We start from the raw sequence: 13863 nt of genomic DNA on the forward strand, positions 1-13863 counted from the left end.
GCATACCATCCCTTGATCAAGGAGTTCCCGACGTGGCCATCCTCAAGGACTTCACGGTGGGCTTCTACAAGATCCCGCTGCCGACCGTGCTGAGCGACAGCACGCATGGCGAGATCAAGGCGTTCGAGCTGATTACGATCCGCGCCCGCGACGCCGACGGCGCGGAAGGAACCGGTTACACCTACACGGTCGGGCGCAATGGCGGTGCCATCGCCGACATCCTGACCCGCGAGATCTGCGAGATCACGCTCGAGATGGAGGCCGAGGACACCGAGCAGCTCTGGCACAGAGTGTGGTGGGCGCTGCACTATGGCGGGCGCGGCGGACCGGCGGTGCTGGCACTCTCCGCGCTTGACATCGCGTTGTGGGATCTGAAGGCGCGGCGGGCGTCGCTGCCGCTGTGGCGGCTGCTCGGTGGGTTCGACCCGCGCGTGCCCTGCTACGCCGGCGGCATCGATCTCGACCTGCCGCTGGATGGTCTGCTGAAGCAGACCGACGACAATCTCGCGAAGGGCTTTCGCGCCATCAAGATGAAGGTCGGCCGGCCCAGCCTCGCATCCGACGTGACGCGCGTGAAGGCGATGCGCGGCCATCTCGGCGATGAGTTTCCGCTGATGGCCGACGCCAACATGAAATGGACCGTCGAGGAGGCGATCCGTGCCGCGCGGGCCTTGCAACCTTTCGACCTGACCTGGCTGGAGGAGCCGACCATTCCCGACGACGTCGCTGGCCACGCGCGCATCCTGCAAGCCGGCGGCGTGCCGATCGCGGCCGGCGAAAACCTGCGCAGCGTGTGGGAGTTCAAGCCATACATCGCTGGCGGCGCGCTGTCCTATGCCGAGCCTGATGTCACCAATTGCGGCGGCGTCACCAGCTTCATGAAGATCGCGCGCCTTGCCGAGGCCTTCAACATCCCGATCACCAGCCACGGCGCGCATGACATCACCGTCCATCTGCTGGCGGCCTGCCCGAATCGCTCCTACCTCGAGGCGCACGGCTTCGGCCTCGACCGTTACATCGCAAATCCGCTGGTGCTCGAGCAGGGCATGGCGATCGCTCCGGATCGGCCGGGGCACGGCGTTGCGTTCGACTGGACAGGATTGGACCGGCTCAACGCGCGATGATGGCGCCGCGGCGCCCCTGGGCACGATCAATCTGGAGTGTATCGCTCTGGCCGCGGTCTGCCTTCACCTCTCCCCGAAGCAGATCATCACGGCTAGACGGGACATTGCCGAAACGCTGGTCTCCCGGCGAGCGCTAGGCGGGCTCGCGGCGAGCTGCTAGCTTTCCGCGCTTCAGATTTGCCTTTGCAAGAATAGGAACCGGAGCAAATGGACAACCGCAGTGATGTTTGGCGTGGCGTCGACGCGATCAAGCCGCGTTTCATCGAATTGAGCGACCGTGTGTGGGGGATGCCGGAGGTCTGCTACACCGAGGCACGGTCGTCCGCCGAACATCTGGCCGAGCTACGGCATCAGGGATTTCGCATCACCGAGAACGTCGCCGGCATTCCGACCGCGCTGATGGGCGAATGGGGTGAAGGCGGCCCGGTCATCGCCTTCCTTGGCGAGTATGACGCGCTGCCCGGCCTCAGCCAGGAGGCCGGCGTCGCCGAGCATCGTCCGATCGAGGTCGACGGCCACGGCCATGGTTGCGGCCACAATCTGCTCGGCTCCTCCGCCCTGCTCGCCGCCACCGCGGTGAAGGACTGGCTGGCCGCCAACAAAGTGCCGGGGCGCGTGCGCTATTACGGCTGCCCCGCCGAGGAAGGCGGCGCCGCGAAGGCCTTCATGGTGCGCTCCGGCGCGTTCGACGACGCCGACATCGCCATCACCTGGCACCCGCACAGCTTCTGGGAGGTGGCGGTGACGCCGTCGCTCGCCAACACGCGCGCCGATTTCACCTTCACCGGGCGCACCTCGCATGCCTCGGCCTCGCCGCATCTCGGCCGCAGCGCGCTCGATGCGGTCGAGCTGATGAATGTCGGCGTCAACTACATGCGCGAGCACATGCCGAGCGACGCCCGCGTGCACTACGCGCTGCTCGACACCGGCGGGATTGCGCCCAACGTGGTGCAGGCCCATGCCCGCGTGCGCTATTCGATCCGCGCCCGCGACCTGCCCGGCATGAACGAGCTGGTCGAGCGCGTGCACAAGATCGCGCAGGGCGCGGCGCTGATGACCGAGACCAAGGTGGAGATGAAGGTCATCTCCGCGGTCTCCAACATCCTGCCCAACACGCCGCTGGAGCAGGAGCTGCACCGGATCATGGAAGATCTCGGGCCGCCGCATTTCGACGACGCCGACAAGGATTTCGCCAGCAAGATCCGCGCGACCCTGACCGACAAGGACATCGCCTCGGTCTATTACGCGATCGGCATGGACCCGACCGATCGGCCGCTGGCCGACTTCCTGGTGCCGATCGATGCCAAGCGCAATCCGCTGATCGGCTCGACCGATGTCGGCGACGTCAGCTGGGTGGTGCCGACCGTGCAGGTCCATGCACCGACGGTTGCAATCGGCACGCCGTTCCACACCTGGCAGGTTGTGGCGCAGGGCAAGACGCCTGCGGCGCACAAGGCGATGGTGCAGGCCGCCAAGGCGATGGCCGGTCTCGGCGTCAAGGCGCTGATGGAGCCGGAGCTGATCGCCGCGGCCAAGGCGGACCTGACAAAGCGGACCACCCGGACGCCTTACGTCAGCCCGCTGCCGGCAAATGTTGCACCGCCGTTGGACATGTCGGTAGTCTGACCGCCGGCTGCGAATCGGGACGCATCCGAAATCTGATCCCGGGCAGTCCTGGATTAAATCCAGGACCTCGCCCGGACATGATCCCGGGCTAATTTTGGCGCGTGCCAAAAAAACGCATCGGAACAAAGGATAACGAACGAATTTTCCGCACGCCAAGGGGTGCGGGAGCATGCTTTGGCGCGGAAATGCCGAAGCCCTGTGCGGCAGCGCCGCCTTCTGCACAAGCGATAGCCAAAAGACCAATGGGCTGAGCCGCGTGAGGCGTTGACCTGCGCGATCATTCGGTGTGCCATCTGCGGCCAAATAACCGGCGGCCCAATCCGCGGCCAGCCGCAATCACCGGAACCGGACGAGGGGACTATGTTCGACAAAGACCTGCGCAGCATGATCGACGACGTGAAGGGCGGACGCATGGATCGCCGCGCCTTCGTCAAGCGGATGATTGCCGTCGGCCTCACCGCGCCGATGGCCAACCAGATCCTCGCCATCGGCGGCGTCGCGATGGCGCAGAGCCCCAACCCCTACAAGCCGACCAAGCGCGGCGGCGGCGGTCCGTTGAAGCTGTTGTGGTGGCAGGGCCCCACCCTGCTCAATCCGCATTTCGCCACCGGCACCAAGGACCAGGACGGTTCGCGCCTGTTCTACGAACCGCTCGCGAGCTGGGACGTCGACGGCCATCTCAACCCGATCCTTGCCGCGGAAATCCCTTCGATCAAGAACGGCGGGCTCTCCGCCGACGCCAAATCGGTGACGTGGAAGCTCAAGCCCGGCGTCAAATGGCATGACGGAAAGCCGTTCACCGCCGACGACGTCGTGTTCAACTGGGAATATGCCACCGATCCGGCGACAGCGGCCGTCTCCAGCGGCACCTACGCCGATATGACCGTCGAGAAGGTTGACGACCTCACTGTCCGGATCAACTTCAAGAAGCCGACGCCGTTCTGGGCCAACGCCTTCGTCGGCGCCTATGGCTGCATCATTCCGAAGCATTTGTTCGCGGAGTACAAGGGCGGCAAGTCCCGCGAGGCGCCGAACAATCTGAAGCCGGTCGGCACCGGTCCCTACAAGTTCGTCGAGTTCAAGCCGGGCGATCTGGTGCGCGGCGAGATCAATCCGGACTACCACATGCCGAACCGCCCCTATTTCGACACGGTCGAGATGAAGGGCGGCGGCGATGCCGTCTCGGCGGCGCGCGCGGTGATCCAGACCGGCGAATATGATTTCGCCTGGAACATCCAGGTTGAAGACGAGGTGCTGCTGCGCCTGGAAAAGGGCGGTAAGGGCAAGACCCTCTACGCGGTCGGCGGCGACATCGAATTCATCGCGATCAACTTCACCGACCCCAACGTTGAAGTCGACGGCGAACGCTCGTCGATGAAGACCAAGCATCCGATCCTGTCAGATCCGGCCGTGCGCAAGGCGCTTGCGATGCTGGTCGACCGCGACTCCGTGAAGAAGGTGATCTACGGCCGCGCCGGACGCACCACCGCGAACTATCTCAACGGCCCCGAGGAGTTCGTGTCCAAGAACACCAAATGGGAGTTCAACATCGAGAAAGCGAGCCAGCTTCTGGAACAGGCCGGCTGGAAGGCGGGCTCGGACGGCATCCGCGGGAAGGACGGCAAGCGGCTGAAGCTGCTCTACCAGACCTCGATCAACGGGCCGCGCCAGAAGACCCAGGCGATCGTCAAGCAGGCCTGCCAGAAGGCCGGGATCGACGTCGAGCTGAAGTCGGTGGTGGCCTCGGTGTTCTTCTCCTCCGACGTCGCCAACCCTGACACCTACTCCAAGTTCTACGCCGACATCGAGATGTTCCAGATCCCGATGACCCAGCCCGATCCCGCCCTGCACATGCGCCGCTACCTCTCGCGCAATGTCGCCACCAAGGAGAACAAGTGGCAGGGCCAGAATTTCCCGCGTTGGGTCAACAAGGATTACGACGCCGCGATCGATGCGGCGGATACCGAGACCGATCCGATCAAGCGCGCGGACCTCTACATCAAGTGCAACGACCTGCTGTGGGAGAACACGGTGTTGATCCCCGTGATGCATCGCCTCGCGGTCGAAGCCTGCTCCAACACGCTGCGGCCGGCGCTCTCCGGCTGGGCCAACCAGACCGACAATCTGCAGGACTGGTACCGGGAGGCATGACGCGGCGGTGTTACCGCGAAGCGATCTCCGGTCGAGCCGGCCTCTCGGCGATGCTGCCCCACCTCTCCCGCTTGCGGGGGAGGTCGCTGCGCTCAGAGAGCGCAGCGGGTGGGGGCTCTCTCCACGATGGGACTCGCGGCGATACCCCCACCCCACCCCTCCCCCGCAAGCGGGAGAGGGAGTGCAATTCCTTCGCGGTCGCTATTCCGCCTGATCTCACTGTTCGGCCATGAGTCAATATATCCTGCGTCGCCTGATGATCGCGATCCCGAGCCTGCTCGGGATCTCGCTCGTGCTGTTCATCGTGCTCGCGCTCGCGCCGGGCGACCCGTTCAGCGAGCTCGCCACCAATCCGAACGTGCCGCCCGAGGTCCAGGCTGCGCTTCGCGCCAAGTTCGGGCTCGATGACCCGATCTATCTTCGCTACCTGCATTGGCTCTCGGCCATGGCCCATGGCGATTGGGGATTCTCCTTCGTCAGCCGGGTGGATGTCGACACGCTGATCCTGCAGCGGCTGCCGGCCACGCTCTATGTCATCGGCTCGGCGCAGATCCTGGCGCTGCTGATCGCGATCCCGGTCGGCGTCTATGCCGCCACCCGCCCCTATTCGCTGTTCGACAGCCTCGCCAACACCTTTGCCTTCATCGGCTTCTCGCTGCCGACCTTCTTCACCGGCATCCTGTTCATCCTGATCTTCTCGGTGAAGCTGGACTGGCTGCCGTTCGTCTACACCGACGTGCCGGGGACCGGGATTCCCTGGCTGCTGGAGACGATCCGGCAGGCGATCATGCCGGTGATGGTGCTCGGCCTGTTCCAGGCGGCGTCGATGACCCGCTTCGTGCGTTCGGCGATGCTCGACGTGATCCGCCTCGACTATGTCACCACCGCCCGCGCCAAGGGGCTCGGCCAGGCCAAGGTGATCATCAAGCATGTGATGCGCAACGCGATGATCCCGGTCGTCACCCTGATCGCACTGCAGATGCCCGCGGTGTTCGGCGGCGCGATCGTTACCGAGCAGATCTTCCGCATTCCGGGCATCGGCTCGCTGCTGATTTCCTCCATCCTCGCCAATGACACGCCGGTCGTGATGGCCGTGACCTTCGTCTTCGCGTGTCTCGTGGTTCTGTTCAACCTGATCGCAGATGTCCTCTATGGCTGGCTTGACCCTCGCATCTCCTTCCGCTGAACGGCGCCGCTACTCACCCCTGCGGGAGACCTGGCGGCGCTATCGCCGGCACAAGCCGGCGGTGATCAGCGCCGTGCTGCTGCTGTTATTGATCCTGGCCGTCGTGATCGGCCCCTTGGTCTGGCGCGTCTCGATCAACGACATCGATGTCGTGGCAGGCCTACAAGGGCCGTCGCTGGCGCATCCCTTCGGCACCGACGATCTCGGCCAGGACCTGCTCGCCCGCATGATCTATGGCGGGCGGATCTCGCTTGCGGTCGGGCTCGCCGCGATGCTGGTTTCGGTGTTCGTCGGCACCTTGATCGGCGCGCTCGCCGGCATGTCGCGCGGCGCGCTCGGTTACGCCTTGATGTGGCTCACCGACCTGTTCCTGTCGCTGCCGCAGCTGCCGCTGCTGCTGCTCTTGATCTATCTGTTCCGCGACGGGCTCAAGGCGGTGTTCGGCCCGGAGGGCGGCATCTTCATCCTGATCGTGCTTGTTATCGGCGGCTTGCGCTGGATGCCGGTCGCGCGCCTGGTGCGCGCCCAGTTCCTCTCCTTGCGTGAAAAGGAATTCGTGGAGGCCGCGCGGGCGCTCGGCGCCAGCCCGGTGCGGCAGGTGGTGCGCCATATCCTGCCCAACGCGCTCGGACCCGTCATCATCGCCGGCACGATCGACGTCGCCGCCGCCATCATCGCCGAGTCGACGCTATCGTTCCTCGGCCTCGGCTTTCCGCCCGACACTCCGACCTGGGGCCGCATTCTCTATGACGCCAAGGACTTTCTCGATATCGGCCCGCACTGGGCGCTGTTTCCCGGCGGCGCGATCTTCATTACGGTCGTCGCCATCAACTTCATCGGCGACGGGCTGCGCGACGCGCTCGACGCGCGCAAGGTGATCTGATGGCGCTGCTCGAGATCAAGGGCCTGAAGACCCACTTCGCCACCGACGCCGGCATCCTGCAGGCGGTCGATGGCGTCGACATCAGCATCAACAAGGGCGAGACGCTCTGCGTCGTCGGCGAATCTGGCTGCGGCAAGACCGTCACCGCGATGTCGATCCTGAAGCTGATCGCGATGCCGCCCGGCCGCATCGTCGCGGGCCAGATCATGTTCGAGGGCCGCGACCTAGTGCCGCTGACCAGCAAGCAGCTCGACGACATCAGGGCCAAGGAGATCGGCTTCATCTTCCAGGAGCCGATGACCTCGCTCAATCCGGTGCTGACCATCGGCGAGCAGATCGCCGAGAGCCTGCGCCGCCACGAGGCGCTCAACAAGAAGCAGGCGCTCGAGCGCACCATCGACATGCTGAAGCTGGTGCAGATCCCGAACGCCGAAGGCCGCGTCCACCATTATCCGCACCAGTTCTCCGGCGGCATGCGCCAACGCGTCATGATCGCGATGGCGCTGGCCTGCCGCCCCAAGCTCGTGATCGCCGACGAGCCGACCACGGCGCTCGACGTCACCATCCAGGCACAGATCCTCGACCTCTTGCAGGACATGAAGGAGCGCTTCGGCATGGCGGTGATGCTGATCACCCATGCGATGGGCGTGGTCGCGGAAACCGCGCAGCGCGTCGTCGTGATGTATGCCGGCAAGGTGGTGGAGGAGGCGCCGGTCGATGAGCTGTTCAGCGAACCGCGCCATCCCTACACGCAGGGCCTGATCCGATCGATCCCGCGCATCGATCTCGACGCCGAGCACAAAACGCGGCTGGAGGCGATCGGCGGCTCGGTGCCGATCCTGATCAATCCCACACGCGGCTGCCGCTTCGCGCCGCGCTGCCGTTACGCCATGAGCATCTGCACCGAGCAAGAGCCACGCTTGCGTGAGATCGCACCGGGCCACCGCATGGCCTGCCACCTCGGAGACGCGTCATGAGTGAACCCCTGCTGCGCGTCACCGATCTGAAGAAGCATTTTCCGGTGCTGGGTGGCCTATTGTCGCGCGAAGTCGGGCAGGTCTATGCGGTCGACGGCGTGTCGTTCTCGGTCAACCGCGGCGAGACGCTCGGGCTGGTCGGCGAATCCGGTTGCGGCAAATCCACCACCGGGCGCTGCGTCCTGCGCCTGATCGAGCCGACCTCGGGCGAGGTGGTGTTCGACGGAAAGAGCGTGACCGGCCTCGGCGGCGGCGACCTCCGCGCCATGCGGCGCAACATGCAGCTCGTGTTCCAGGATCCGTTTGCCTCGCTCAATCCGCGCATGACGATCGGCGCGATCCTCGGCGAACCCTTCATCATCCATAACCTCGCCAAATCGGCCAGCGAGCGGGAGGAACGCGTAGCCAGCCTGCTGGTCAAGGTCGGGCTGAAGGCCGAGCACATGCAGCGCTACCCGCACGAATTCTCCGGCGGCCAACGCCAGCGCATTGCGATCGCAAGGGCCCTGGCGCTGGAGCCGAAGCTGCTGGTCTGCGACGAGCCGGTGTCGGCGCTCGACGTCTCGATCCAGGCCCAGGTGATCAACCTCCTGGAAGATCTGCAGGCCGAGCTGAACCTCACCTATCTGTTCGTCGCTCACGATCTCTCCGTGGTGGAGCACATCTCCGACCGCGTCGCGGTGATGTATCTGGGCCGCATCGTCGAGCTCGCCAAGGCGAACGACCTGTACCGCAATCCGCAGCATCCTTACACCAAGGCGCTGCTCTCGGCCGTGCCGGTGCCGGACCCCAAGGCAAAGCGCGAGCGCATCCGCCTCAAGGGCGACGTGCCGAGCCCGATGAATCCGCCGAAGGGCTGTCACTTCCACACCCGCTGCCCGATCGCGGAAGCGCGCTGCCGGCAGAGCGCGCCGGAATTGCGACAGGGCGCCAACGGGCATTTCGTGGCGTGCCACCTGGCGTAGCGCGCGCACTACGAACGAACGCTCACGCGCGTTGAGTTTGCCTTGTCCGCGAGCCCACTTCGCCTCGCCCGCTTGCGGGGGCGGCCGGATCGCATCGATAGATGCGATCCGGGTGGGGCTCTCTCCGCGATGCGATTCGTGGAGAGAGCCCCCACCCCAGCCCTCCCCCGCAAGCGGGAGAGGGGGCGCAGTTGCGGATGCTGGAACATCTCACTTCACGTCAGCGACGACGTGTCGTTCGCGCAGGCGCCCTCTTCGTCTTGGTTTGTGACTTGGCCTTCACGCGCCCCGGCGACGCAGGCGCCTGCCCGACGATCGCATCTTCCGCATCGTCTGCGTCCGCCCGCAACGTGTCGAGCATCCAGTCGCGGAACGCGCGCATGCCCGGCGTCATGTCCTTCGACTTGAGCCAGGTGAGCCAATAGGACCCGGCCGGCACCTCGGCGGCGAACGGCCGCACCAGCCGGCCCGAGGCGAGCTCGTTATGAAACATCGCGACCGGGACGAGGCCGACGCCGACGCCGCGCGCGGCGGCTTCGGCCATCGCGACGGAACTATCGAAGATCGGGCCCTGGATCTTCGGACATTGCGAGCCCGCCACCGCAAACCACAGCGGCCATTCCTCGGCACGGTAGGAGCGCAGCAAGACCTCCTTTGCGAGATCGGCGGGCTTGCGCAGACGGCCGGCGACATCGGGGCGGCATACCGGCGACAGCGGCGCGGCGAGAAGATGGATCGCCCCGGTGCCGTGCCACGAGCCGTCGCCGAAGCGAAGCGCGAGATCGAGCCCGTCGCCGGCGATGTCGACGCGGTTGTTGTTGGTCAACAGACGCAGGTCGATATAGGGATGCGCGCGCTTGAAGCGCTCGACGCGTTGCAACAGCCATCCGGTCGCAAAAGTCGCGACGCAGCCGACAGTGACAACCTCGCGCGTGCCCTTTGCTTCGATCCGGTCGATCGCCGCGCCGATGCGATCGAGCGCGTCAGTCAGCACCGGCAGCAGCGCCAGGCCCTCGTCGGTGAGCACGAGGCCGCGCGGCAGGCGGCGAAACAGGTTCGCGCCCAGCATGTCCTCGAGCTGCTTGACCTGGTGGCTGATCGCGGTCTGCGTCACACGCAATTCGAGCCCGGCGCGGGTGAAGCTCAACAACCGCGCCGAGGCCTCGAAGGCGCGCAACGCGTTCAGCGGGAGATGCCGGCGCACGACGTCATGACCAAGTTTTTCTCATGCCTCGCTGTATAAATGATTGTTTGTGCATCGTCACGCCGTTCGGCAGGTTCGCGCCGCCAACGGAGACGAGACATGCTGACGAGACGGACATTTGGATTGCGCGCGCTGGGCCTCGCAATTTCCTTCACCTTGCCGCGGCAAAGCGCGGCGGCGGGAACCGACGCCCTGACGCAGCGGCTGCAACAGGAGCTTGCGCGCATCGAACAGGAGACTGGTGGGCGGCTCGGGGTGGCAATGCTCGACACCGAGACAGGATTGCGCGCAAACCTGCGCGGCAACGAACGCTTCCCGATGTGCAGCACCTTCAAGGCGATGGCGTCAGCCGCCGTGTTGCACCGGGTGGATCGGGGTCAATCCAGCCTCGATCAACACGTTCAGTTCGAGGCCAAGGACCTGCAACCTTACTCACCGGTGACCAAGGAGCGGGTCGCGTCAGGCATGACGCTTGCCGAAATCGGCGAGGCCGCGATCACGCAGAGCGACAACACCGCCGGCAACATGCTGCTGCGCGAGATCGGCGGGCCGGTGGGACTCACCAGCTTCTTCCGGTCGATCGGCGACAATGTGAGCCGGCTCGACCGCTGGGAGGTCGCATTGAACGAAGGCGTTCCCGGCGACCCGCGCGACACCACGAGCCCGACCGCCATGCTGAAGAACCTGCGGCGCGTACTTCTCGGCGAGACGCTGTCGGCGGGCTCGCGCCAGACGCTGACGGACTGGATGACCGCCAACAAGACTGGCGGCGCCCGTCTGCGTGCCGGCGTCCCCCGCGACTGGCGGGTTGCCGACAAGACCGGCACCGGCGAGCGCGGCACCGCCAACGACATCGGCGTGTTCTGGCCGCCCGGCCGCAAGCCGATCATCGTGACGGTCTATCTGACTGGCGCGAAGGTTGACTCGGCGCAAAGCAACGAGGCAATCGCCAAGGTCGCGCGCGCCGTCGCCAATGCGAGCACGGGACAGACCGGTTAGTTCTGCCTCAACCCGAGAGATCGTCAGTGTAGGCAGCCTCGTCATTGCGAGGAGCCCGCGACAAAATTGCAAAGCAATTTTGCGCTGAAGCGACGAAGCAATCCTTCTTTCGCCGCGCGGCGAGATGGATTGCTTCGCTTCGCTCGCAATGACGGAGAAAGAGCGGCTACTCCCACGACCACGCGGAAAAGTCGTTCTCGAACTGCGGGACTTCCTTCCACACGCCCTTCAGCTTCTTGCTGGTGATGGTGATCCATTGCGGTTGGAACAGAAAGCCGGCCACCGCGTCGGTCGCCAGCATGCGCTGCGCATCGCCGAGCAGCTTGGCGCGATCGGCTTCCGCCGGCGTCGCCATGATCTGCTTGTAGAGCGCGTTGAACGCCTCGGACTTGTAGCCGAGATAGTAATCCGGCTCGGTCAGCTTCACGAGGTCGAACGGCTCGACATGCGAGACGATGGTCAGGTCGTAATTGTGCGGGCCGGTGAAGACCTGCGACAGCCACTGCGCCCATTCCACATTCTCGATCTTGGCGACGACGCCGATCTTGGCGAGCTGGGCCGCAAGGATTTCACCGCCCTGCCGCGCATAAGGCGGCGGCGGCAGCTTGAGGCTAAGCTCGAGCGGCGTGGTGATGCCGGCCTCGGCGAGCAGCTTCTTGGCCTTTTCCGGGTCGTAGGGGTTGATAGCGGTGGTGTCGACATAGCCGAGCGATCCCGGCGTGTAGAAGCTGCCGATCGGCGTGCCGAAGCCATCGACGGCACCGTCGATCATCGCCTTGCGGTCGATCGCGGCGAGGATGGCGCGGCGAACGCGCACGTCGTCAAGCGGCTTCTTGCGCTCGTTGATGCCGACGATGGTCTTGGCCTTGGAGCCGCCGACCAGCACGGTGAAACGCGGATCCGTCTTGAATTGCGCAAGGCTGCGTGCCGCCGCAACGCGCGGGAATGCGTCGACGTCGCCGGACAAGAGTGCCGCGACCTGCGCGGCGGGATCGCCGATGAAACGGATCGTCACCTTGGACAGCTTGATCGCGGCAGCGTTGCGATAGTCAGGCCATTTGACCAGGGTGATCGACGAACCCTTGGCCCAGGCCCCGAGCTTGTAAGGTCCGGTACCAACCGGCTGGGTCGCATCGGTGGGCGCACTCTTCGGCTCGACGATCGCACCGCTCGCCTGCCCAAGCAGGAACGGCAGGTTCGGCTCAGAATATTTCAGCGCGACCACGACCGTATCCGCATCGGGCGCCGTCACCGACTCGAAGGCCTGATAGAGGCTCTTGTCCTTGTTGGTGGAGGTCGCCGCGCCGGCGCGATCGTAGGAGAACTTCACCGCCGCCGAGTTGAACGGTTCGCCATTCTGGAATTTGACGCCCTTGCGGAGCTTGAACGTGTAGGTCTTCAGGTCGGGCGAGGCCTGCCAGCTCTCCGCGAGCAGCGGCGACACCGAACCGTCCTCGTTGATCTTGGTCAGCGTCTCATAGACGTTATAGAGCGTGACTTCGGCAATCGCCGCCGCCGCCGCTGTGGTGGGATCGAGCCCCGGCGGCTCCAGCGTCATGCCCATCACGACGCTGTTCTTCTTGCCCTGTGCCACGCTCGGCAATGGTGCCGCGGCAAACGCGACGGCCACCGCGACAATGGATAATTTCTTCAGCATTCGCTTGCTCCCCGGATGTCTTCTTGTGTCAGCCTAGGCCAATCCCGCTCGGAGGGCTAACCAGCCCCTGCTTCTGCCGCCGCCGGCGGCAGTGCCATCACCGCCTCGGCGTGGTGGCATGCAGCCTGATGGGCTTGTCCTACGGTGCGTAGCGCAGGCGCGGTCTCGCGACAATGCTGGTCGGCCAGGACGCAGCGGGACGCATAGGGACAACCCTCCGACCCCGACGATTGCGAGGCGATCGCCTGCGCGCCGCGGCGCCGGCGGACGCCGCCGGCCCGCGCACGCGGCACCGCCTCGAGCAGCGCGCGCGTGTATGGGTGGGCAGAGTGCGCGAACAGATCCTCGGGGCTTCCCTGCTCGACGATCCGGCCGAGATACATCACCGCGATCTCGTCGCAGAGCAGATCGACCACCGCGAGATCGTGGCTGATCAGGATGTAGCTCAGCCCGAACTCGTCCTGCAGGTCCTGCATCAGGTTCAGCACCTGCGCCTGCACGGAGACATCGAGCGCAGAGACCGGCTCGTCGGCGACGATCAGCTTCGGCTGGGTGATCAGCGCGCGGGCGATCGCGATGCGCTGGCGCTGGCCGCCGGAGAATTCATGCGGGAACTTGTCCATGTCGGCGTCGCGTAGCCCGACCTGCCGCAGCGCCGTAGCGACCCGCTCGCGCAAGCTGCCGCGATCGATCCGGCCCAGCGCGGTCAACGGCTCTGCGACAATGCGCGCAGTGGTCTGACGCGGATCGAGCGATCCGTAGGGATCTTGGAACACCATCTGGAAGTCGCGGCGGGCGTGGCGCAGCTCGTTGGCCGCCATCCGGTTGAGGTCGCGGCCCAGCAGCGATACCTGCCCCGACGTCGGCCGCTCCAATGCCATCACCAGCCGCGCAAAGGTCGATTTGCCCGAGCCGGACTCGCCGACCACGCCGAGGCTCTTGCCGGCGGTGACCTGCGCCGTGACGCCGTTGAGCGCGCGCACCTGCGCGGCCGGCTTGAACAGGCGTTCCCGCGGCAGCGTGTAGCGCTGCACGAGGTCCTTCACCTCGAGGAGCGGCGTCTCGCGCGCAGACGGCGGCTGGTCGAGCAT

The 13863-nt window shown here is 65.5% G+C and carries 11 protein-coding genes; 8 read left to right on the forward strand and 3 right to left on the reverse strand.

Going from position 1 to position 13863, the window contains the following annotated elements:
• The first annotated feature begins 32 nt into the window (after positions 1-32).
• The 7 genes from MTX23_RS30245 (at position 33) to MTX23_RS30275 (ending at position 8912) form a co-directional block, all read left to right on the forward strand.
• A complete protein-coding gene (locus MTX23_RS30245) occupies positions 33-1124 on the forward strand; it encodes a mandelate racemase/muconate lactonizing enzyme family protein (protein ID WP_280973771.1) in 1092 nt (363 codons plus the stop codon).
• Positions 1125-1331: 207 nt separating this feature from the next.
• Positions 1332-2750 (forward strand): M20 family metallopeptidase, encoded by a 1419-nt coding sequence (locus MTX23_RS30250; RefSeq protein WP_280973772.1) that lies wholly within the window; start codon positions 1332-1334, stop codon positions 2748-2750.
• Between the two features lie 360 nt (positions 2751-3110).
• Positions 3111-4901 (forward strand): peptide ABC transporter substrate-binding protein, encoded by a 1791-nt coding sequence (locus MTX23_RS30255; protein WP_280973773.1) that lies wholly within the window; start codon positions 3111-3113, stop codon positions 4899-4901.
• A gap of 229 nt (positions 4902-5130) precedes the next feature.
• The gene (locus tag MTX23_RS30260; RefSeq protein WP_280973774.1) at positions 5131-6087 is read left to right on the forward strand and encodes an ABC transporter permease; all 957 of its coding nucleotides are present in this window, start codon (positions 5131-5133) and stop codon (positions 6085-6087) included.
• Positions 6053-6970, forward strand: coding sequence for an ABC transporter permease (locus MTX23_RS30265; protein ID WP_280973775.1), 918 nt, complete (start codon positions 6053-6055; stop codon positions 6968-6970). Before MTX23_RS30260 ends, MTX23_RS30265 begins: the two co-directional genes overlap by 35 nt.
• Positions 6967-7947 (forward strand): ABC transporter ATP-binding protein, encoded by a 981-nt coding sequence (locus MTX23_RS30270; protein ID WP_280978259.1) that lies wholly within the window; start codon positions 6967-6969, stop codon positions 7945-7947. Before MTX23_RS30265 ends, MTX23_RS30270 begins: the two co-directional genes overlap by 4 nt.
• Positions 7944-8912, forward strand: a complete 969-nt coding sequence (locus MTX23_RS30275; protein WP_280973776.1) for a dipeptide ABC transporter ATP-binding protein — start codon at positions 7944-7946, stop codon at positions 8910-8912. Before MTX23_RS30270 ends, MTX23_RS30275 begins: the two co-directional genes overlap by 4 nt.
• Before the next feature lie 220 nt (positions 8913-9132).
• On the opposite strand, the gene MTX23_RS30280 is transcribed toward MTX23_RS30275, so the two are convergent.
• On the reverse strand, positions 9133-10116 hold the full coding sequence (locus tag MTX23_RS30280) for a LysR family transcriptional regulator (protein WP_280973777.1): 984 nt from the start codon (positions 10114-10116) through the stop codon (positions 9133-9135).
• Positions 10117-10215: 99 nt separating this feature from the next.
• On the opposite strand from MTX23_RS30280, the gene bla reads away from it, so the two are divergent.
• Positions 10216-11115, forward strand: a complete 900-nt coding sequence (bla, locus tag MTX23_RS30285; RefSeq protein WP_280973778.1) for a class A beta-lactamase — start codon at positions 10216-10218, stop codon at positions 11113-11115.
• Between the two features lie 166 nt (positions 11116-11281).
• On the opposite strand, the gene MTX23_RS30290 is transcribed toward bla, so the two are convergent.
• On the reverse strand, positions 11282-12772 hold the full coding sequence (locus MTX23_RS30290; RefSeq protein WP_280973779.1) for an ABC transporter substrate-binding protein: 1491 nt from the start codon (positions 12770-12772) through the stop codon (positions 11282-11284).
• A 56-nt stretch (positions 12773-12828) separates the two neighbouring features.
• The gene (locus MTX23_RS30295; protein WP_280978260.1) at positions 12829-13863 is read right to left on the reverse strand and encodes an oligopeptide/dipeptide ABC transporter ATP-binding protein; all 1035 of its coding nucleotides are present in this window, start codon (positions 13861-13863) and stop codon (positions 12829-12831) included.

Origin of the sequence: Bradyrhizobium sp. ISRA436 (genome assembly GCF_029910015.1) — a bacterium.
GTDB lineage: Bacteria > Pseudomonadota > Alphaproteobacteria > Rhizobiales > Xanthobacteraceae > Bradyrhizobium.